A 20,106-nucleotide genomic window follows, 5' to 3' on the forward strand; every position below is an offset into this window, starting at 1 on the left:
CGGATATCGACCGCCCCAAGTGTTCCGACCTGTGTACCCCCTGGCAACCCAAAAAAATGCCGCCTCGAAAAAGGCGGCATAAGTCACAAAATAACGGTGGTTCGCCCTAGTTTCGCAGGGGCTTTCCCGATTTCAGGATGGCATCCATGCGGGCCTGGGTCTTCTCGTAGCTGCACAGGCGGGCGAAAGCCTGCCGCTCCAGTTCCAGGATCCGCTCCTCGGTGACCTCCTGGACCACGCTCACGTCCCCGCCGCAGAGGATATTGGCCAGCTCGCCCATGATGACGGCATCGTGTTCGCTGGCCAGACCCTGCAGCTGGAAGTCGCGGACGGCCATCTTGAGGGCCTCGCTCCCACCCCGGCCGGGCAGGCGCAGGGTGCGCTCCTTGACGGGCTGGAAGTCGGCGGCCATCTTCAGGACCTCCTGCTTCGCCTCGTTCAGCAGGAAGGCCTTGTTCATCACGCGGCGGTCCGTGCGCCGCAGGTAGCCGTTGCGCTGGGCCTCGTCGAAGCTGGTGTTCACGTTCGCGGTGCCGATGAACTGGAACGAGGCCTTCACCTTGGGCATGGGGCCCAACTCGCCCTTGGCGGCCATGGCGTCTTCCATGCGGAGGAGCATCTGGAGACAGCCCCCGCCCGCGGGGATGACGCCCACGCCCACTTCCACCAGGCCGATGTAAAGTTCGGCATGGCCCACGGCCCGCTGGCAGGCCATGGTCATCTCGCAACCGCCGCCAAGGGCCAGGTTGAAGGGCGCCGCCACGGTGGGGAACGGTGCGTAGGTGAGCATGCGGGCGGCGTACTGCAGACGCCGGGCCACCTCCTCGATGAGGTCGAACTGCTTGTCCTTGGCGGCGTTCAGCACCATGACGAGGTTGGCGCCGGCACTGAAGTGCTGGCCCTGGTTGCCCACCACCAGACCCTTGAAGCGGCCGGGGATGTGCTTCTGGATGGTGTCCTCCATCAGCATGATGATGCCGTCGTCGAGAGCGTTCATCTTGCTGTGGAAGCTCAGGCAGGCCACGTCATCGCCCAGATCGAAGAGCTGGCAGCTGCCGTTCTCCGCGATCACCTTCCCGCGGCCCTCCTCGCGCTTGAGGATGATCACGCGCTTGTCTTCCAGGATCGCGTCGTAAGCCAGCGTCTTCGGATTGAGCTGCGCCACGGGGACGCCGTGCTCCCAGCGATAGAAGCTGGTGATGCCCTTGGCGAGCATCTTCTCCACGAGGGGTGCGATGGGCAGCTCCTCGAACTTCATGCGGGCCACGACCCGCTCGACACCCAGGGTGTCCCAGGTCTCGAAGGGGCCAAGGTCGAAGGCGAAGCCGTTCTTGATGGCGCGGTCCACGTTCAGGGGGCCATCCGTCACCTCGCCCAGCCGGTTCACGGCATAGGTGAGGTTGGGCGCGATGCAGCGCCAAGCCAGGCGGCCGGCCTCGGTGTCGCTGGTCAGCAGCGTCTTTACCTTCTCCGCGGGATCGTCGATGCCCTTCAGTTCCTTCAGGATCGGCCAGTCCCGCTTCACCTGCGGAACGTACTCGCGGGTGGTGGGGTCCAGGGCCAGGAAGCTCTTCTTGCCCTTGGCGTCCTTCGGGCCCTTCTTGAAGAAGCCCTGCTTGGTCTTGTTGCCCAGCAGCTTGTTGTCCAGCATGTACTGGAGGAACTCCGGGAACTTGAAGACGTCGCGCACTTCGTCGTTGGGGCAGAGATCGTAGACGTTCTTGGCCGTGGCGGCGAGGATGTCCACGCCCGCCAGATCCGCCGTGCGGAAGGCCGCGCTCTTGGCCCGGGCGGCGGCGTCGCCCAGCACCGAATCCAGCACCTCGAAGGGGATCTTTTCGGCGAGGGCCATGTGCAGGGTGGCCATGATGCTGTGGATGCCGATGCGGTTGCCGATGAAGGTGGGGCTGTCGTAGGCCGGCACCACTTCCTTGCCGAGGGCTTCCTCCAGCCAGGTTCGGAAGGCCTGGGCCTCCGTCTCATCCACCTCGGGGCCCTTCACGAACTCGAGCAGGCGCAGGTAGCGGACCGGATTGAAGAAATGGGTGATGACGAAGTGCTGCCGGAAGGCGTCGCTGCGTCCCTCGACCAGCAGCTTCAGCGGGATGCCCGAGGTGTTCGAGCTGATCCAGGCGCCCGCCTTGAGCTTGGGCTCCAGGCGGCCGTACAACTCCCGCTTGATGGCGAGATCCTCCTTGACCACTTCCACCACCCAGTCGCAGTCCGCCAGGCGATCCAGGTGGTCCCGCAGGTTCCCGGGGCGGATCTTCTTGAGGTATGAGGCGTGCATGGCGAGGGCCGGCTTGGATTTCGCCAGCGCCGCCAGGGCGCCCTCCGCCAGCTTGTCCGGCGCCGCCTCGTCAATGACGATGTCCAGCAACTCGACCTGACAGCCCGCCGAGGCGACGTGCGCCGCAATGCCCGAGCCCATCACGCCGGACCCGAGGACTCCGATCTTCTTGATGTTCATGTCCAACCTCCTGATGTCGATTCGCGTGGTTGGATCAAAGCTTCTCGATGATGGATGCGATGCCCTGGCCGCCACCGATGCACATGGTGGCGATGCCGTACTTGCCACCGTCGGTCTCGAGGCGGTTCAGCAGGGTCGTCAGGATGCGGGCGCCGCTGGCGCCAAGCGGGTGGCCCACGGCGATGGCGCCGCCCCAGGCATTCACCTTCGCCATGTCATAGCCGCCTTCGCGGATGACCGCCAGGCTCTGCGCGGCGAAGGCCTCGTTCAGTTCCATGGCGTCGATCTGATCCAGCTTGAGGCCGAAGCGGTCCAGCACCTTCTTCACGGCGGGCACAGGGCCGATGCCCATGCGATCCGGCTCCACGCCAGCGACTGCGCCACCGATGATCCGGGCCCGGGCCTTCAGCCCCAGGGACTTCGCCAGACCTTCTTCCATCACCAGCAGGAAGGCGGCGCCGTCGGTGACAGGGGAGCTGTTGCCGGCGGTGACGCACCCATCGACCATGAAGGCGGCCTTCAGCTCACCCAGCTTCTCGAGGGTGGTTTCGGCGCGGATGCACTCGTCCTGCTGGAGGGTGTTGGGCTTGCCGTCGAGACCCTTGGCCTCGAAGCGGACGATCTCCTTTTCGAACTTCCCGGCCTTCCAGGCGGCGGCGGCCTTCTGGTGGCTCTGGTAGGAGAATTCGTCCTGGTCTTTGCGGCTGATCTTGTATTCCTTGGCCAGGTTCTCGGCGGTGATGCCCATGGAGCAGTAGGCCGCAGGGTAGTGCTCGCTGATGTAGGGGTCCACGCTGGGGTTGAAGCCCATCATGGGCACCTTGGACATGCTCTCCACGCCGCCGGTGAGGAAGAGGTCGCCCTGGTTCGCCATGATGGCCCGGGCGGCCATGAGCATGGTCTCCTGGCTGCTGCCGCAGAAGCGGTTGATGGTGGCGGCGCCGGCGGTGATGGGCAGACCCGCCCGGAAGCTGATCAGCCGGGCCATGTTCATGCCCTGCTCGCCCTCGGGCATGGCGCAGCCCACCAGCACGTCCTCCAGGCCCGACCAGTCCTTCAGCAGGGGCTTGATGGCCTCGATGACCACCGCACCCAGCTGCTCGGGTCGGGTGGCCGCGTAGGCCCCCTTGACCCCCCGGCCGATGGGTGTGCGCTTGGCTTCGACGATGACTGCGGATCGCATGGGTCCTCCATGGGGAAGTGACTGGGATCGGGGTTTGGAGGAGCCTAGCACCGGCCACAGAGCGCGTAAGCACTTACCGTGGGTCATGCTGACCTACCGGGGGTCAATGCGCCATTCCGGTCCAGCCCGGATCCAGTCAAGATGAGAGGACCTTCAGGACACCCCATGACCGCGACCTCCGCCCACTCCCTGGAACCCCTGCTCGCTGAATGCCGCAAGGTGATCGTGGGCCAGCCGCAGCTGCTCAACCGGCTGCTGGTGGCCCTGCTCTGCCGCGGCCACGTGCTGCTGGAGGGCCTGCCGGGCCTGGCGAAGACGCGCACCATCAAGACGCTCGCTTCGGCCAGCCACACCAGCTTCCGCCGCATCCAGTTCACACCGGACCTGCTGCCCAGCGACGTGGTGGGGACGCTGGTGTTCGACCCCAAGCAACTCACCTTCACGCCCAAGCGCGGCCCCATCTTCACGAACCTGCTGCTGGCGGACGAGATCAACCGCGCGCCCTCCAAGGTGCAGGCCGCGCTGCTGGAGGCCATGGAGGAGCGTCAGGTCACCCTGGGTGAGGAGAGCTTCCGCCTGCCGGAGCCCTTCCTGGTGCTGGCCACTCAGAATCCCCTGGAGCAGGAGGGGACCTTCCCCCTGCCCGAAGCCCAGATGGACCGCTTCCTGTTCAAGCTGCGGGTGGACTACCCCAAGCAGGAAGAGGAGGTCGAAGTGCTGCGCCGCGCCCACCTGAACGGCGACGAGGTGAACCCTGTGGTGGACGCCGCGAGCCTTCTGGCCGCGGGCCGCGAAGCCCAGAAGGTGCGCCTGGACGACGCCATCCGCACCTACATCGTGCGGTTGGTGCAGGCCACGCGGCCCGGCCACGGCAAGGTCTGGAAGGGCAAGGAACTCCTGCGCTGTGGGGCCAGCCCCCGGGCCTCGCTCTCGCTCCAGGCCTCCACCCGTGCCCTGGCCTACCTCCAGGGCCGCGACCACGTGCTGCCCCAGGACGTGGTGGACCTCGCGCCCGACGTGCTGCGCCACCGCCTGCTGCTCACCTTCGAGAGCGAGGCGGACGGCGCCACCACGGATCAGGTCATTGCCCAATTGCTCCAGGCCGTGCCCCGCCCCTGAACCTCACGTCACTGGAGAGCCATCATGGCCACCCCGCCCCGCCCCCGGATCACCGGCATCACCCTGAACGTGCTCATGCCCGACGGCACCACGCGGGTCCACACCATCGATCCCAAGGCCACCGACGCGCTCGTGTGGAGCGATCGGGCCGTGGAGGTCTTCGGCAAGTTCTACGACAAGGGCGGGCCCGCCGAAGGCAAGCAGATGACCCGGGAGGATTTTCTCCGCCACTTCCCCCACGGCGAACCCATCATCGGCGACCAGCCGCACCTTCCCATGACCCCGGCCGTGGTGAATCAGATCTGGAACCACCCCAAGGAGGACGGGACGACACCCGCCTACCTGTCCAAGAGCATCATGAATCCGACGAACGGTTAGCGGGGGCGCCGCCTCGAGTCCAGGGCCCTGCCCCGCGCCCGTGCCTGGGCCGCGGCGGTAACGTCGCCGGTGGCTTCCCGGAATTGAGCCAGGGCCATCCAGAAGCCCGGGTCCACGGGCTTGAGCCGTGCCAGGGCGTTGGCAATGGCCTGACCCGTCTCCCGGAGGGCTGGCGGCTGCGGTCGATGGTCCGTGCGCAGCATGAGGGCGATGTAGCGCAGTCGGATCGTGCCCGGCTCCACCGGATCTTCAGATCTGCTGTCCTGCTGGAGGGACACCGGGCCCGCCTCGTCCAGATAGGTGCCAGCCTCCTGGCCCTGCGCCATGGCCTGGGTCGCAGCCGAAAGGAGGACATCCAGGAAAAACGGCGCCAGGGTTGAAAGGGGAACTTCGGCCCTCTGGGCCCGCCGGAACGCGGCTCGCGCCTGCTCGGCGACCCCTGAGGGATCCCCTCCTCTCTGAACCATGGCCCGGGCCTGGACGGCCCGTGCGATGAGAATGCCCCGATGAAGGCCCGTATGGCGTGGTTGGAGCTTCAGGCCAGCTTCATAGGCCCGGACGGCCTCGTCCACGTCAGCAGTAGGATCCTGACCGGCTGCCAACTCGGCCTTCGCCATGGCTTGAGCCACCCCACCCAGGTTTGCCTGGTAGTACGCACCCTCAGGATGCGCCTCCGCCTCCACCCGGGCCATCTGGAGGTATGGCAGCGCCTCGGCGCGTCGGTACATGCCACTCAGGCGGGCATGGTCGATCCAGGCCAGCAGAGCAGAATTGCGGATGTTCATCAGGACGATATGCCCGGGATCGAGGCGGAGGCCCCGGTCGGCGGCGGCCATCGCTTCCTGCAGGCGCTGCGTGGGATCTTCCCCCCGGCTCACCATGCGGAAGCCTTCCGTGCGCAGGACCGAAGCCTGGGCTGCAAAGGCCTCGACTTCGCCGGGATCCCGCCGCAGGGCCTCGTCCGCATCGGCCTTCGCCTGGGTCAGCCAAGCCCCGGGATCGATCTCTCGGAAGGTCAGATACCGTGCCATCTCCCCCCGGGCCCGGGCCCGCCAGGCCAGGGGCTCGGCGTCTGCAGGCTGGAGTTGGGCCCAGCGGTCGGCCACGGCCACCTGGGCGAGGACCGGAGCCTTGGGATCAGCCCCCGATTCCCAGCCCCGCGCCACGGCCTCCTGCCAACGCCGCATGTCCAGACTGAGGAGATCCACATCGCAAGGGGCCCGAAGCTCCGCCTGCGCGAGGATTCGGCCCGCCGTCTCCAGAGCGGGCTGGGCGACTTGCGCTTCCTGGGCGAAGCGCGCCTGGGTCAGCCAGGCCTCGGCCTCCAGGCGCAGGGCCTCGTAGAACCAGGGGGCCTGGATCTGGGCTTCCCGCGCCAGCCGGACAGCCTCCTGCGGCTGGCCTTCCATCAGCCTGAGCAGACCCGCCCGGAAGGCCGCAGGCTCCAGGCTGGCGCTGGCGCCGCGCCTCAGCCAGTCAGCCGCGGGCTCCCGCAAGGTCTCCTTCAGCTCGTCGAGCCGACGCTGTCTGAGCTCCGGATCGGGCAGGGCAGAGGCTTTGCCCAACTCGATCTGGTAGATCGCCGCCAGGGCCCGGCCTTCAGCGTGGGCCGCCTCCGGTGTCCGGAAGCCCAGCGCCCAGGCCCGCTCCAGCTGGGTTCGGGCCCCGGACGGATCGTCCAGGGCCAGGTGCGCCCGCCCCAGCGCGTAGGCGCCCGGCGCCGCAGCCAGCGGGCCGGCGGCCTGGACCTCCTGGGAGAGGGCCTCCACCCGAGCCCGTAGATCCGCCTGATCCTGCGTCAGATCCCGCGCCGGCTGGATACGCAGGTACCTGCCCAGGGCCTCGATGCGCTCGGCGGCCTGGGCGAAGCGCTGGGCGTGGGCGGCCTGGACCTGGGCCCGCAGCCGTTCGCGCACGGCGAACCCGCCGAAGACCGCGATGGAAAGGCAGACCGCGGCCGATGCCGTCACCAGGGCCTTGTGCTTCCGCGCCCAGTGGACCATCCGCTCCACCGGCGTGGCCGCACGGGCCTGGATGGGTTCCCCGTCCAGGATGCGTTGGAGGTCCTCCCCCAGCGCCCGGGCCGTGGCGTACCGGCGGCGCGGATCCTTCTGGAGGCAGGTGAGCACCACGGTATCGAGATCGGCCGGGATCGTGGGCACCCGGGTCCGGACGGGCACGGGGTCGTCCTTCACGATCCGCGTCATGCACTCGAGTCCTTCCCCCCCGAAGGGCGGATCCCCGGTCAGCAGCTCGTAGAGGGTGGCGCCCAGGGAATAGACATCCGACCGGCGGTCCAGCAGGGCCGTGTTCCCCCGCGCCTGCTCGGGAGACATGTAGCTGACGGTGCCCATCACCTGGCCGGTTTCCGTGAAGCGCCCCCCCTCGGTGCCCCGAGCAAGCCCGAAATCGAGCACGCAGGCCCGGGTGGACCCGTCCTCCAATCGCTCCACCATGAGGTTGGCGGGGTTCAGGTCCCGGTGGATGAGGCCCACGCGGTGGGCCGCGTGAACGCCTTCGCAGACCTCCGTCAGCAGGCGGAGCAGCGCCTCCAACGACATCGCGGGCGCGGCCTTCAGCAAGGTCTCCCCGGCGATGAACTGCATGACGATGTAGGGCTGCCCGCGCCACTCACCAACTTCATGCACCCGGCAGACGTTCGGGTGGTCGACCCGGGCCTGGAGCTGGGCTTCCTGGATGAAGCGTCGGATGAGGACCGGGTCGTCCCGCCGGAGGAGCTTCAGGGCCACGGTCCGGCGGAGGCGGGAGTCCGTGGCCCGGAACACGCGGCCCATGCCGCCTTCGCCAAGGAGCTCGAGGGTTTCGAAGCGGCCCCAGCGTTCCAGGGTCTTGGCACGGAAGATCCCGCTGTGCCGGAGTCCGGTGGCGGGGAAGGCCGCCTCCAGGGCGGATGGCGAGGGATCTCCCAGGGGGGCCAACTCAGTGGCTGCTCCGTCCGAGGCCGCGTGCGCCTGCGCCGTGATCTCCACGGACCAGTGGTTCGCCTCGACGGCCTCCAGATCGGCCAGTTCCTGCTCCAGCATCCGGCGGTCCCCACCATCCAGGCGCCCCAAGGCCACCAGGTCATCCAGGTGGCCGCTGATGTCACCGGGCTCGAGCAGGCCTCGGGCCACGGCCAAGGCCAGCACCCGCTCCTCAGCGGTCGCCATGGCTGCCGTTCCGCACGATTCCGCTCCTCGATGAACCGTTCATGGTGCCCCCTTTGGGGTTGCAGGTGAAGCACTTCCCGAGTTGACCAAGGCGGGGGCGGGGGTCAGACTGGCCATGGCCCTGGCGCCGGAAAGGAGGTTCGATGGGACGACAATCCGACCTTTCCGAACCTCCGTCGTGTTGCGCCGCCCGCTGAGGCGGCCATCACCTGTTCTTCCGGCTCCCCCGAATCCGCCCCCTGAACGGGATGGCGGCGCGCCCCACAGCGCCCCATCCGCTCCTCCGGACCGGCCATGATCCACCGCTTCCTCGACACCGTCTGGGGCCAGGCGATGAACCTGCTGACGGCGCCCATTCGGCACCGCCGCTGGATCGACCTGCTCGTGCTCGCGGCCCTGGTGGGCACGCTGGCGGCGCTCTGGCTGGTGGGGAAGGAATGGACCGCCGTCCAGCGGCCCACGGTGGAGATCGCCCTCAGCGCCTGGGCCCTGCCCAAGTACCTCCTGCTGTCCCTGATCCGGGCCATCGCCGCCTACGTCGTATCGCTGGCCTTCACGCTGGTAGTGGCCTACTGGGCCGCCAAGGACCCGCGGGCCGAGCGGGTGCTGGTGCCCATCCTCGACATCCTCCAGAGCGTGCCGCTGCTGGCCTTCCTGCCGCCAGTGCTGCTGCTCATGCTCACCCTCTTCCCCCGCAGCAACATCGGGCTGGAGCTGTCGGCGATCCTGCTCATCGTCACCTGCCAGGCCTGGAACATGGCCTTCAGCTTCTATCAGTCGCTGAAGACCCTGCCCAAGGAGCTGGAGGAGACCTCCAGCCTCTACGGCTTCACCTGGCTCCAGAAGCTCCGCTGGGTCGAAATCCCCTTCGCCACGCCGGGCCTGGTCTGGAACTCCATGGTCAGCGTGGCGAACAGCTGGTTCTTCCTCATGTCCGCCGAGGCTTTCCACGCGGGCAACAAGAACTTCCAGCTCCCGGGCCTGGGTTCCTACATGAATACCGCGGTGGAGCAGGGGAGCACCCGCGCCCAGATCTACGCCATCCTCACCATGCTGGTGCTGGTGATCCTGCTGGACCAGTTGGTCTGGCGCCCCGTGGTCGCGTGGTCCCAACGTTTCCAGGTCGACGAGGGCGGCGAGGTGGACCCCGGCGAGAACTGGCTGCTCCGCCTGTTCCGCCGCTCCCGGCTCCTGAAGTGGCTGGAACGCCGCCGCAACCAGCGCCTGCACCAGCGGACCCCGCGCCCGGCCTTCATCCGGAAGGCCCACGAGGAGTTCCAGCGGCCCGGGCGGCTGGGCTCATGGGTGGCCACCTCGGCCATGGTGGGAATCCTGGCGCTGCTTTCGCTGGGAGCGTTCTCCGTCGTGCGGCTGCTGGCCGAGGTGAGTGGCGCGAAGTGGCTGGTCCTGCTCAAGGCCGGCGGGGCCTCCCTGTCGCGGGTGCTCCTCTCCACGTTCCTGGCCACCCTCTGGACCCTGCCCGTGGGCCTGTGGATCGGCATGTCGCCGAAGTGGTCCCGGCGCCTCCAATCCGTGGTGCAGGTGGCGGCCTCCTTCCCCTCCTCCCTGATCTTCGCGTCGCTGATCCTGGTGTTCAGCTCCCTGGGCATCGGCCTGGGTGTGAGTTGCGTGCTCCTGATGGTGCTGTCCACCCAGTGGTACCTGCTCTTCAACATCATCGCGGGGGCCCAGGCCATTCCCGCGGACCTTCGCGAGGCCGCCACGGCCTATCGGATGTCGCTGTGGAAGCGCTGCTGGAACCTCTACTTCCCGGCGGTGTTCCCCTTCCTCGTCACCGGTTGGGTGACCGCTACCGGCGGGGCCTGGAACGCGAGCATCATCACGGAGATCGTCACCACCAGGCAGCACACGCTCCGGACCTTCGGCCTGGGCGCCGAGGTGGTGCTGGCCACGGAACAAGGTTCCATGCCCCACCTGGCGGCCAGCGCCCTGCTCATGGCGGCCCTGGTCGTCCTCTTCAACCGTCTCGTCTGGGTGCCCCTCTATCGCCTGGCCGAGACCCGCTACGCACTCAACCGCTGAGGTGGACATGCAGCAGCCCCACACCTCCCCCATCTGCGAACTCCGCGGCGTCCAGATGCGCTTCCCCGGGCCCCGGGGTGGCGTCCAGCGCGTGCTTGAGGACATCCGCCTCGAGGTGCGCCCGGACGAGATCCTCTGCCTCATCGGCCCCAATGGCTCCGGCAAGTCCACCCTCCTGCGATTGCTCGCGGGCCTGATGCCCCCCACCCAGGGCGAGGTCCGCCACCACGGCGAGAAGCTCGATGGCCTGAATCCCGGCGTTGCCATGGTGTTCCAGAGCTTCGCCCTCTACCCCTGGATGACCGTGGAGGAGAATGTCCGCGTGGTTCTGCGCGCCCGGGACCTGCCCGAGGGTGAAGTCCGCGAGCGGGCCCATCAGGCCATCCGCAAGGTCGGCCTCGAGGGCTTCGAGGAGGCTTTCCCCCGGGAACTTTCCCGGGGCACCAAGCAGCGCGTGGGCGTGGCCCGGGCCCTGGCCGTGGACCCTGAGATCCTGGTCATGGACGAGCCCTTCAGCCAAGTGGACGCCCTCACCGCGGAGGCGCTGCGGGCCGAGATCATCGACATCTGGGCGGACAAGGAACGCAACCCCTCGGCCATCGTGATGGTGAGCCAGTCCATCCGCGAAGCCCTGCTCATGGCCGACCGCGTGGCCCTGCTCTCCGGCAGTCCGGGCACGTTGCGGACCATCGTGGACGTGCCCATGGCCCGGCCCCGCGACAGCCGCTCTCCGGAATTCATGAAGCTGGTCGATCACCTCCACGACATCTTCACCAGCGCCGAATTGCCCGATGTCCAGATCACCACCCCCATCCCCAGCGCCGCCCCCCAGGAGGACCAGGTGGAGCCCCTGCCCATGGCCCAGAGCGGCGACATCCTGGGTCTGCTGGAGTTCCTCGACGCTCAGGGGGGCACCAGCGACCTCTTCCAGGTGGCCTCGCATACCCATGTCGCCTTCGAGAAGGTGCTCACCACCGTGAAAGCCGCGGAAATGCTGGACCTGGTGGACACCCCCAAGCGTGGCGTTCTGCTCACGCCCCTGGGCAAGCGCTTCGTGAACGCGAACATGGACGATCGCAAGGATCTGTGGCGGGCTCAGCTCCTGGAGCTGCGGCTCTTCCGCGTCGTGCAGGAAATGATGCGCCTCGAGGACGGCGAGCTGTCCGAGGAGATCCTCCTCCAGGAACTGGCCACGCGACTGCCCATGGAGGACCCGGAGAAGACCTTCGAGACCCTTGTGGCCTGGGGCCGTTTCGGGGAACTCTTCGCCTACCGCGAGGAACGCGGCGTCCTCACGCCGGAGTAGCCGGGCCCGCCCCCACGACCTGCCACCCAACCTGAGTCCGATCGGATCGCGCCATGACGAAGCGCCTACTCTTCCTTGCCTGCTTCTGCCTGCCCATCGCCCTGGCGGCCCAGGGTCCGGAGGCTCCCACCCCGGATCCCTGGTCCCTCCACGGTCAGCTCACCTACCAGCTCCAGGGCCACGGCGGGTTCACCTCTCCCTACGCGGGCGACAACAGCCTCCAGGACCGCCGCGAGGTCCGGGGATCCTTCACGACCACCTTCTTCGCCGGTCGCCGGCTGTGGGAGGGCGCCGAGCTCTATGCCAACGCCGAGGCCTTCGCGGGAGCTGGGGTCAGCCGGGTTCTGGGCCTCGCCGCACCTCCGAACGGGGCAACCTATCGCGTGGACAGCACCACGCTCAAGGTGGGCCTGGCCCGGCTCTTCCTGCGCCAGACCTGGAACCTGGAGAGCGCCACCGAGGCCGTGGCAGACGGCCCCAACCAGGTGGCCACCCACCAGAGCCACCACCGCGTGGTACTCACAGTCGGCAAGCTGTCGGGAACGGATATCTTCGATGCCAACACCTACAGCCATGACGCCCGCACCCAGTTCAACAACTGGAGCCTCTGGGCCCACGCAGCCTGGGACTACCCGGCGGATACCCGCGGCTACACCTGGGGCGTGGCCCTGGAGTGGATCCACGACGACTGGGCCCTGCGGGCTGGGTCCCTCATGGAGCCGAAGGAGGCAAACCAGCTGGAGCTGGACCACGACGTCCGCCACGCGCACGGTGAGGTGATCGAGCTGGAGCACGATCACGAGCTTGGCGGCCAGAAGGGCGCCCTGCGCCTGCTCGCCTTCGAGAACCACGCCCGCATGGGGTCGTACCGGAAGGCCATCGACCTCATGCCCGCCTCCCCTGACGTGACGACCACCCGCGCTTCGGGCCGCGCCAAGCATGGGTTCGGCCTCAATGCCGAGCAGGCCGTCACCCCGGACCTGGGCCTGTTCCTCCGGGCAGGCTGGAATGACGGGAAGACGGAATCCTGGGCCTTCACCGAAGTGGAGCGGACTCTGTCCATGGGCCTGTCCGCCAGTGGCAGGGCCTGGGGCCGCAGTGGTGACCGGGTCGGCCTCGGTTTCGCGGCCAACGGATTGAACCGGGACCACCGCGACTATCTGGCGGCCGGAGGGTACGGCTTCATGGTGGGCGACGGTCGTCTGGCCTACTCGGCCGAGCGCGTGGTGGATGCCTACTACGCCCTGGCCTTCGGGTCCTTCGGCAGCTTCAGCCTTGAGGCCCAACGGTTCGAGCACCTCGCCTTCAACCGCGACCGGGGCCCGGCCACCATCTATGGCCTGCGCCTCCATCTGCAGCTCTGACCAGAGACGACAGCCCCGGAGATTACATCTCCCCGGGGGTCGCCACCGGCGGCGCAAAAGCGCAGGCGGCGATGCCCGCCAGCACCAGGAGGGTGCCCAGCCCCTGCATGGGCCGCACGGATTCGCCCAGGAGCAGCCAGCCCAGGATGACCGTGGCCACGGGTTGGGTCATGAGGCCCATGGCGCCCACGTTCGTGGACACATGGCCCATGCCCCAGGTGATGAGCCACCAGGCCACCACCTGCACGCCCAGGCCCAGCCCGGCCAGGGCCCACCAGGCGCGGGCGGGATAGCCGCTGAACGTCTCGCCCTGGATGAGCCCCAGGGCACCGAAGCCCACCGTGCAGCAGAGCACCACCCAGAACAGGGCCTCCGGGGCGCTGAGTTCCTGACGCGCCCGGCCGAGCACCAGCGTGAAGGCCCCATAGGCCAGGGAGGCCAGGGCCCCCAGCAGCTCACCCAGCCCCGTGCCCCAACGGGCGCCCTTGGCCAGGCCCAGCACCAGAGCCCCGGCCAGGGCGAGGAGCACGCCCAGCCAGAAGCGGCGCCGCAACCGGGCGCCCATCCACACCACGGAGACCACCGCCACCCAGATGGGCGCCAGTGTGACCAGCAGCGTGGCGTTGGCGGCGCTCGTGTGATGGAGGGCCGAGTGCCACATCCACAGGTCGCCCACGAAGCAGAGACCGGCCACGCCGGCCCAGAGCCGGGCCCGCCCGATGTGCGGCCGCGCCGTCCCCCGGGCCCGCCAGGCCAGCCAGGCCACGGGTGGCAGCGCGATGGCCATGCGGTAGAAGCCCACCGCCAGCGGCCCCGCGGGGGTGGCCCAGCGCACCAGCATGGCCGCGAACCCCAGGAGCGAAGCCCCGAGGATCAGGGCCGCCAGGCCTCTCGGATCCGGCGTCCCCGCCCGCGTCCCATCCATGGCTCCAGCATCACCGCCGGATGCCTGAGGGCGCAAGGGCTGAAGGAACTCAGTTCGCCCAGCGGGAGACCTGCTCCCAGACATCCTCATCGTGGGCAGGCCCGTTCAGCAGGATGGCGAACACCTTTACCTTCCCGTCGAAGGTCTGGAGGTAGCCGCTGAGGCTCGTGACCCGGTCGAGGTGGCCGGTCTTCACCCGCACCCGGCGGGTGAGGTTGGGGTCCTTCACCTTCAGCTTCCAGGGCTCGCCCCCGATGATCTTCAGGGATGAGACGAACTCAGGCCCCACCTCGAAATCGTGGTACGCCCCTCGCAGGATGATGGCCAGGGTCCGGGCCGACAGGCGATTGTCCTTGCTGAGCCCGGAGCCATCCGTGATCTGCAGGGCTTCCGGCCCCAGACCGAAGGCCGTCCGGTAGAAGGCCTGGACGCGCTGGATGCCCCGGGGCCAGGAGCCGGCGCCAAACCTCCGCACCAGCATCTCGATCATGAAGTTGTTGGACCACTTGTTGATGTCCTGCACCAGGGCCCGCAGGGGCGGCGAGGTCCAGGACGTCAGCTTGCGGGGGGCGACCGGGCCGTTGACGCCCACCCGGCCCTCGACCGCGATGCCTGTCTCCTCGAGGATGCGCTGGATGGTCTCCCGGGCCAGGCGGTCGGGATCGGCTACGATGCGCCCGTTCTCCGCCCGGTTGAAGTCCACGGAGAGCGCCCGCACGACCGGCAGGGTGTCGGCGGTGGTGTTCTCCCAGCCCTGTGGCTCCCGCTGGGCATCGAAGGCACTCTGGTCCAGCAGGATGGTCCCGGTGACCCGGTGGAGGCCCAGCTTCTTCAGCGACTGGGCCAGCAGCCAGATACGTTCGCTGGTGAAGAGGGGATCGCCGTCACCCTTGAAGGTGAGGTCCCCCTGCACCACGCCGTCCTTCAGATCGCCCCACACCTCGGTCTCAATGGTGCTGTCCGGCTTGAGCGTCTTCAGCAGCGCGTAGGTGGTGACCACCTTGGTGGTGCTGGCGGGCACCAGGGCCAGGTCATCGTGGTGGCGCTCCAGGGCCTTGCCCGTGTCGACGTCCCAGATCCCGGCAGACACCTCGACCCCGCGGGCCTCCAGGCCCCGCACCCAGGTCTGGAAGTCCTGGGCACCCGCAGGCAGGGCGGACAGCAGCACCAGGAAGAAGGTCGGGAGGGACAGCCGCATGGAACCTCATTGCTTCTGGGGGGTTGGCACGGTTCCCCTGAGGCTGCGCCGGGTCCGTTCGTTCTCCAGGGTGGCGCCGCCTCCGAGGAGGTTCTCATCGGCCGTGAACAACCAGTCCCGCACCAGGGTCTTGCCCTGGTAGGCGTGGATGCTGTCCATGTTGCTGCGGCTGCGCACCCCCACGATGGGCAGGCCCTGCGTGTCTCCGGAGGCCCCGGCCTGCACCTGGGTGACGAACTGCCATTCGCCACTGGCAGTCATGGGATCCAGGTACTTCTGGCGCAGGATGTGGGGACGGACCTTCATCACCTCGTCCAGGTCCGTGGGGTAGCGCTTGGTCTTGGCGAAATAGACCCTGAGGGCCGTGGCGATGGCCTCGCCCCGGAAGATCAGTTCGGCTTCGTTCTCCCGCTGGACCTCGGCGCTCAGCCGGGGGCCCATCTTCATCAGCATCACGCCCATCACCACGGCCAGCGCCAGCGCCAGGGCCATGGTGAAGCCACGCTGGGTACGGAGTGGAGGGGTGGACCGCATCAATGCTCCCAGGCCTAAATTATCAGGCCCTTCCCTCTTTCCGTGCCATGAGCTCGGAAAAAGCTTCCACGACAGCGGGGTCGAACTGCGAACCCGCCTCGTTCCGGAGCTCTGCCAGCGCCTGGCGGAAGCCCTGGGGCCGGCGGTAGCCCTTGCCGCTGGTCATGACCTCGTAGGCCTCGATGAGGCCGATGATGCGGCTGCCCATGGGGATGGCCGTCTCGCGCAGGCCCTCGGGGTAGCCCCGGCCGTCCCAGCGCTCGTGGTGGTGGCGGATGATCCGGATCACGTCGAAGGGGAAGCGCAGATCCTTGAGGAAGACCGCCGCCAGCTCCGGGTGGTCGCGGACCTTCTTCATGTCCTCCTCGGTCAAGGCGGGCTTGGCGAGCATCTGGGGATCCAGGAGCAACAGACCCACATCGTGCAGGATGGCCGCGATGCTCACGGCCTCCACATCCTCGGTGGGCATGTCGAGCATCAGGGCCAGATCCCGGGCCAGACGGGCGGTGGCCAGGCTGTGGGGGCGCAGGCTCGGCACCCGGCCTTCGCCGGATTGCAGGATGCGGTGGCTCACGGACAGGAAGGCGTGGTGGTACCGCTCGTGGAGCCGGGCCTCCTGGAGGTGGAGCGCCAGCACCCGGCTCAGTTGCTGGATGGCTTCGACCTCGGCGAGGGAGAAGGAATGATCCTCCAGGCGGAACACCATCACCAGGTCGTGACCGTGGGGCGTCTCGTTGAGGAGAAGCGGCATGTAGGTGGCGAAGGCGCCGGTCAGCGGCGGCACCTCGGGCATTTCCGTCCGGCTGATGAGGCGCAGATCCGGTTCCCGCACCGTCGGCAGGTGGAACGTGGCGTGGGCCAGGATCTGCTGCTGGAGGTCCGGGGACAGGGGGAGGGTGCTGAAGGCCAGGATGGGTCGGATCTCCTCGGGATCTTCGATCCAGAGCGCCACCGCCGTGGCCGGCAGGATCTGGCTGATGAGTCCCGCGATCTCCCAGAAGAAGGCCCGTTGCTCGGGAGGCACCATGCCCTTCTGGCGCTCGGAATTCACCGGTGCCGGGGCCACCCAGCCGCTGAGGGTGCGATCCGCCTCCCAGGGCAGGGAGGTGTAGCCGTCCTTGCCGCCGGGAAATCCGTAGAGCCGCTCCTTGTTCGAGGGCCCCGTGGAGGGGATGCCTGGCCCGGGCGCCGGCATGGGCGGGACCGCAGATCGGGCCGGCAGCAGGCGTTCGGGCTCGGGGGCGACTTCCCCGATGAGGTCCGCCGCCGTGGGCAGCCCCTCCGGCACCTGGCCGGGACCGATCGGTTGCACGGGAACGGCGGTGCGGGGGCCCCCATAGAAGTGGAACTCCTTCAGGGCCTCCACCAGATCCCCGCAGATGGCCAGGGTGGGTGGCTCATCCCGCTCTGATTCGAAGGTCCCCCCCTTGATGCGGTCTCGCTGGATGAGCAGACCCACCCAGTCGCCCTGGAGGTAGACCGGCGTGATCAGGTAGCGGGGCCATTCCCCGCCCTGGCCGAAGGCCGACAGCTCCGGCGATTCCGAGGCGTCGTTCACCACGTAGGTCCGGCGCGCCCGCTGGGTCCTCAGCAGGAGCGGATGACCCTCCGGAATGGCCACCGGCGGCCGGGTGCCCCGCGGCCATCCGTAGAAGCTGACGACCTCGAAGGCGCCCTGGCCCGGCACGCGGAGGTAGAGGGCCCCCTTCGTGCTGCCAACCTCTTCCATGCAGCGGTAGAGCACCTGGGAGCACCGGTTTGCCAGCGCTTCACCGAGAATGAGAGGGGAAACCGCCATGGAGCGCGTCCAGACCGAAGGATTCGGGAGCCCATGATGGCAGAGCCGCGGCCGGCAGATCTAGAGGCAGCCCCGTAGGGCGGGCGGTTTTTTACGGGGTTGGAGGCGCTTGAAGGGAGTTCACGACCAGCTCCCGCTCCGCCCAGCGCGTCAGTCCCGCCAGCTGCCGGCCATGGCCGCATTCCGCCAGAGGGGCGCCCAGGGCCTTCAATTGCGCCACCACCGCCAACCAGTCCACCGGCAGGGCTACTGAGGCGATGCCCTCGTCCCAGGCCGCCGCACCCGTGCCGAGCAGGCGTCCGTCGAAGTGGGAGATCAGCGGGAAGGCGGGATTGGCTGGTTTCACCGTCGCCAGCCTCCGGGCGATGGCCGGCAGCAGCGCCCCCATGTGGGGCCCGTGCAGGGGATGCTGCACCGGCAACAGGCCCGCCTTGAGGGCGGTGGGGCCAAGCTCCCGCACCAGCGATTCCAGCGCGGGCACCGGCCCCGAGGCCGTGAACTGGGCCTGGCCGTTGCGGTTGGAGAGCACCAGCTCTGGATGGCCGGCCAGGGCCTGTCGCAGATCCGATTCCGGTACGCCGATGAGGAAGGCCATGCCCATGGTCCCGGCGCCAAACGCGGCTTCACTGAGATCCTCCACCGCGGAAATGAGATCCAGGGCCGCCTCCAGCGGCACCACCTCGGCGGCTACCAAAGCCGAATAGAACCCCATGCTGTGACCCGCGGCAGCCGCGGGAAGAGGCATGCCCGCCGCGCGCCAGGCCCGGTAGACACCCACGGAGTGGGCCAGGACGGCACAGGGCGCCAGCCGTTGCGAACGAAGCAGGTCCAGCGGCCCCTCCGCCATGGCCCGTCGCAGAGGGCGGCTGGTGTGGGCCTCGGCGGACCGCAGGGTGCCCTCCCAGGCCGCGTGGGCCTCCCACCCCTGGGACATGCCCACGGCCTCGGTGCCCTGGCCGGGAAACAGGAGGGTGGAGGCGGGAGCGGGCATGGTTCCGAGCATAGGGTGCCGGAACCCCCGCCATCCAGTAGTCTGGGGACCATGTCCCCCCTTCCCTCTCCGGCTCCGCTGCCCTGGCAGCAGGTTCCCTGGCATCAGCGCCGCTCATACTGGGAGTTGGACGAAGCCGAGCGCAGGGCTCTGCGGGGAGCCCTGGAGGCCGAGGCCGCGGACCTGGCGCGCCGTTCGGGCCCCGCCCTCGACGACTACGCCGCCCGGCCCGGAACCCTGGATGGCCAGCTGGTGAACGGCGACGTGCTCGCCACCCTGTTGCCCAGCCTGCGGCGGAATCCCACCCAGGGCTATGAGGCCCTGGAGGACCCGGCCGGGCGCGCCACAGTCCACCTGAACGCCCTGGGCAAGCGCCTGCGCGACCGGGCCCTGGCCCATGCCCAGGGCGGGCCCGTGATCATCTTCATGGGTGGCCAGGCCACGGGGAAGACCACCAACGCGCTGGCCATGGGATCGGCCTTCGGCGCCGTGTTCGACGCGCCCCACACCGATCCCGACGGGGTGGCCTTCCTCCTTGATCGCATCCGCCAGGCGGGCTCCAGCGAAGTGCATCTCGTCTACACAGATCGCGACCCTGGCGGCGCCCTCAAGGCCATGCTGGCCCGTTCCGAGCGGGAAGGCCGCTACGTGCCCCTGGACCGCATGGCCCGGGCCCACGCCTGGGCCCCATTCACCTTCCTGGGCCTCGCCCCCCGGGCGGGCCGTTCCCTGCGGCTGTACCACGTGCGGGTGGCCGACGAGGGCCCGGACCTCATGACGACGGGACATGAGGCCGTCGCCTGCGTGCGGGCGCGCCCGAAACCGATCGATTCGGTGGTTGCCTACCAGCTCCAGACCGCTTACCTTTCTCTCCTGAGGATCCAAACCCATGACCCCCGAACCTGGTACCCGCGGGATGTACTCGCAGGACTCAACCGAACCCTCGACCCCTGGCGCCGAAGCGAAGCCGGCCATCTCCTTCGCCGATTTCTCGAAGCTGTGGCAGAGCGAGGTGCCGAAGGTGATCCAGGCCCACGAGGAGGATCGGCTGGAAGTGAGGCGGAGCCTGGGCCTGGCGTAGGCTGAATTCGCTGCGCAAATTCAGTAAGGAAAGAATGGTTTTTGAATTCGCCCAGCGAATTCCCTACTGAATGTGGGCCGTAGATTCAGCTCTCGCGGTACCCCATCACGACCAGCAGGCACGGCCCCCCGGCGATGACGTTCATCCCCAGCGATTCCGCCCTGCGGATGGCCTCGTCGCTCTCGGCGCCGGGCTGCATCCAGATGTGCTTCACGCCCGCCGCCGCGGCCTCGCGCACCACCTGCTCTGTGGCCGCCGGCGGCGTGATCACAGAGATGGCCGGCACCTTCACGGGCAAGGCAGCCAGAGAAGCGTAGGCCTTCAGTCCCTCCACTTCCGGCGCCCTGGGATTGATGGGATAGACCTCGTGCCCGTGCTGCTGGTAGCAGCGCAGCACCTTGTTGCCGTACTTCGAGCGGTCCGTGCTGGCCCCCACCACCGCGAAGGGGCCCGAGGCCAGGAAGGACTGGATTCGGTCTTCAATGGACGCGGACATGACGACCTCCGGCTAGATGACGAAAGGACATGATCTTCGCCGGTACGTCA

Annotated in this window: 15 protein-coding genes; 6 read left to right on the top strand and 9 right to left on the bottom strand. The window is 68.4% G+C overall.

What is annotated here, in order from left to right:
• Nucleotides 1-106 precede the first annotated feature (106 nt).
• Both NOV65_RS04810 and NOV65_RS04815 read right to left on the bottom strand, forming a co-directional pair.
• Nucleotides 107-2,470 (bottom strand): 3-hydroxyacyl-CoA dehydrogenase/enoyl-CoA hydratase family protein, encoded by a 2,364-nt coding sequence (locus NOV65_RS04810; RefSeq protein WP_257304794.1) that lies wholly within the window; start codon nucleotides 2,468-2,470, stop codon nucleotides 107-109.
• Nucleotides 2,471-2,504: 34 nt separating this feature from the next.
• Complete coding sequence (locus NOV65_RS04815) at nucleotides 2,505-3,653, bottom strand: thiolase family protein (protein ID WP_257304795.1); 1,149 nt, start codon at nucleotides 3,651-3,653, stop codon at nucleotides 2,505-2,507.
• Nucleotides 3,654-3,818: 165 nt separating this feature from the next.
• On the opposite strand from NOV65_RS04815, the gene NOV65_RS04820 reads away from it, so the two are divergent.
• The gene (locus NOV65_RS04820) at nucleotides 3,819-4,772 is read left to right on the top strand and encodes an AAA family ATPase (RefSeq protein WP_257304796.1); all 954 of its coding nucleotides are present in this window, start codon (nucleotides 3,819-3,821) and stop codon (nucleotides 4,770-4,772) included.
• 24 nt (nucleotides 4,773-4,796) lie between these two features.
• Nucleotides 4,797-5,150 carry a hypothetical protein gene (locus NOV65_RS04825; protein ID WP_257304797.1) on the top strand — a complete coding sequence of 118 codons (354 nt, stop codon included), beginning with the start codon at nucleotides 4,797-4,799 and terminating at the stop codon, nucleotides 5,148-5,150.
• Here the strand turns inward: NOV65_RS04825 and NOV65_RS15410 are convergent.
• On the bottom strand, nucleotides 5,147-8,320 hold the full coding sequence (locus NOV65_RS15410; protein WP_306671938.1) for a serine/threonine-protein kinase: 3,174 nt from the start codon (nucleotides 8,318-8,320) through the stop codon (nucleotides 5,147-5,149). The genes NOV65_RS04825 and NOV65_RS15410 overlap by 4 nt on opposite strands.
• Before the next feature lie 294 nt (nucleotides 8,321-8,614).
• On the opposite strand from NOV65_RS15410, the gene NOV65_RS04835 reads away from it, so the two are divergent.
• Genes NOV65_RS04835 through NOV65_RS04845 form a run of 3 tightly spaced genes read left to right on the top strand, consistent with a single transcriptional unit; the run spans nucleotide 8,615 to nucleotide 13,033 of the window.
• Nucleotides 8,615-10,363 (top strand): ABC transporter permease, encoded by a 1,749-nt coding sequence (locus NOV65_RS04835; RefSeq protein ID WP_257304798.1) that lies wholly within the window; start codon nucleotides 8,615-8,617, stop codon nucleotides 10,361-10,363.
• Between the two features lie 7 nt (nucleotides 10,364-10,370).
• Nucleotides 10,371-11,669 carry an ABC transporter ATP-binding protein gene (locus NOV65_RS04840; RefSeq protein WP_257304799.1) on the top strand — a complete coding sequence of 433 codons (1,299 nt, stop codon included), beginning with the start codon at nucleotides 10,371-10,373 and terminating at the stop codon, nucleotides 11,667-11,669.
• Between the two features lie 53 nt (nucleotides 11,670-11,722).
• Nucleotides 11,723-13,033, top strand: a complete 1,311-nt coding sequence (locus NOV65_RS04845; protein ID WP_257304800.1) for a carbohydrate porin — start codon at nucleotides 11,723-11,725, stop codon at nucleotides 13,031-13,033.
• 22 nt (nucleotides 13,034-13,055) lie between these two features.
• Here NOV65_RS04845 and NOV65_RS04850 read toward each other — a convergent pair whose 3' ends face one another.
• The 5 genes from NOV65_RS04850 to NOV65_RS04870 all read right to left on the bottom strand — a co-directional run bounded on the left by NOV65_RS04850 (nucleotide 13,056) and on the right by NOV65_RS04870 (nucleotide 18,479).
• On the bottom strand, nucleotides 13,056-13,958 hold the full coding sequence (locus NOV65_RS04850) for a DMT family transporter (RefSeq protein ID WP_257304802.1): 903 nt from the start codon (nucleotides 13,956-13,958) through the stop codon (nucleotides 13,056-13,058).
• A 49-nt stretch (nucleotides 13,959-14,007) separates the two neighbouring features.
• Nucleotides 14,008-15,156 (bottom strand): D-alanyl-D-alanine carboxypeptidase/D-alanyl-D-alanine-endopeptidase, encoded by a 1,149-nt coding sequence (locus NOV65_RS04855; RefSeq protein WP_257304807.1) that lies wholly within the window; start codon nucleotides 15,154-15,156, stop codon nucleotides 14,008-14,010.
• Between the two features lie 6 nt (nucleotides 15,157-15,162).
• A complete protein-coding gene (locus NOV65_RS04860) occupies nucleotides 15,163-15,690 on the bottom strand; it encodes a type II secretion system protein (RefSeq protein WP_257304808.1) in 528 nt (175 codons plus the stop codon).
• 22 nt (nucleotides 15,691-15,712) lie between these two features.
• Complete coding sequence (locus tag NOV65_RS04865) at nucleotides 15,713-17,488, bottom strand: HD-GYP domain-containing protein (protein WP_257304810.1); 1,776 nt, start codon at nucleotides 17,486-17,488, stop codon at nucleotides 15,713-15,715.
• A gap of 91 nt (nucleotides 17,489-17,579) precedes the next feature.
• The gene (locus tag NOV65_RS04870; protein WP_257304811.1) at nucleotides 17,580-18,479 is read right to left on the bottom strand and encodes an ACP S-malonyltransferase; all 900 of its coding nucleotides are present in this window, start codon (nucleotides 18,477-18,479) and stop codon (nucleotides 17,580-17,582) included.
• A 51-nt stretch (nucleotides 18,480-18,530) separates the two neighbouring features.
• On the opposite strand from NOV65_RS04870, the gene NOV65_RS04875 reads away from it, so the two are divergent.
• Complete coding sequence (locus NOV65_RS04875; RefSeq protein ID WP_257304812.1) at nucleotides 18,531-19,565, top strand: hypothetical protein; 1,035 nt, start codon at nucleotides 18,531-18,533, stop codon at nucleotides 19,563-19,565.
• 80 nt (nucleotides 19,566-19,645) lie between these two features.
• Here NOV65_RS04875 and NOV65_RS04880 read toward each other — a convergent pair whose 3' ends face one another.
• A complete protein-coding gene (locus NOV65_RS04880) occupies nucleotides 19,646-20,056 on the bottom strand; it encodes a CoA-binding protein (RefSeq protein ID WP_257304814.1) in 411 nt (136 codons plus the stop codon).
• Nucleotides 20,057-20,106: the final 50 nt, after the last annotated feature.

It is taken from the genome of Geothrix campi, assembly GCF_024609265.1.
GTDB lineage: Bacteria > Acidobacteriota > Holophagae > Holophagales > Holophagaceae > Geothrix > Geothrix campi.

What these genes read in the sequence shown, in the direction of transcription:
- NOV65_RS04810 (WP_257304794.1), bottom strand. Translation starts at nt 2,470, where the DNA reads ATGAACATCAAGAAGATCGGAGTCCTCGGGTCCGGCGTGATGGGCTCG.
- NOV65_RS04815 (WP_257304795.1), bottom strand. Translation starts at nt 3,653, where the DNA reads ATGCGATCCGCAGTCATCGTCGAAGCCAAGCGCACACCCATCGGCCGG.
- NOV65_RS04820 (WP_257304796.1), top strand. Translation starts at nt 3,819, where the DNA reads ATGACCGCGACCTCCGCCCACTCCCTGGAACCCCTGCTCGCTGAATGC.
- NOV65_RS04825 (WP_257304797.1), top strand. Translation starts at nt 4,797, where the DNA reads ATGGCCACCCCGCCCCGCCCCCGGATCACCGGCATCACCCTGAACGTG.
- NOV65_RS15410 (WP_306671938.1), bottom strand. Translation starts at nt 8,320, where the DNA reads ATGGCGACCGCTGAGGAGCGGGTGCTGGCCTTGGCCGTGGCCCGAGGC.
- NOV65_RS04835 (WP_257304798.1), top strand. Translation starts at nt 8,615, where the DNA reads ATGATCCACCGCTTCCTCGACACCGTCTGGGGCCAGGCGATGAACCTG.
- NOV65_RS04840 (WP_257304799.1), top strand. Translation starts at nt 10,371, where the DNA reads ATGCAGCAGCCCCACACCTCCCCCATCTGCGAACTCCGCGGCGTCCAG.
- NOV65_RS04845 (WP_257304800.1), top strand. Translation starts at nt 11,723, where the DNA reads ATGACGAAGCGCCTACTCTTCCTTGCCTGCTTCTGCCTGCCCATCGCC.
- NOV65_RS04850 (WP_257304802.1), bottom strand. Translation starts at nt 13,958, where the DNA reads ATGGATGGGACGCGGGCGGGGACGCCGGATCCGAGAGGCCTGGCGGCC.
- NOV65_RS04855 (WP_257304807.1), bottom strand. Translation starts at nt 15,156, where the DNA reads ATGCGGCTGTCCCTCCCGACCTTCTTCCTGGTGCTGCTGTCCGCCCTG.
- NOV65_RS04860 (WP_257304808.1), bottom strand. Translation starts at nt 15,690, where the DNA reads ATGCGGTCCACCCCTCCACTCCGTACCCAGCGTGGCTTCACCATGGCC.
- NOV65_RS04865 (WP_257304810.1), bottom strand. Translation starts at nt 17,488, where the DNA reads ATGGCGGTTTCCCCTCTCATTCTCGGTGAAGCGCTGGCAAACCGGTGC.
- NOV65_RS04870 (WP_257304811.1), bottom strand. Translation starts at nt 18,479, where the DNA reads ATGCCCGCTCCCGCCTCCACCCTCCTGTTTCCCGGCCAGGGCACCGAG.
- NOV65_RS04875 (WP_257304812.1), top strand. Translation starts at nt 18,531, where the DNA reads ATGTCCCCCCTTCCCTCTCCGGCTCCGCTGCCCTGGCAGCAGGTTCCC.
- NOV65_RS04880 (WP_257304814.1), bottom strand. Translation starts at nt 20,056, where the DNA reads ATGTCCGCGTCCATTGAAGACCGAATCCAGTCCTTCCTGGCCTCGGGC.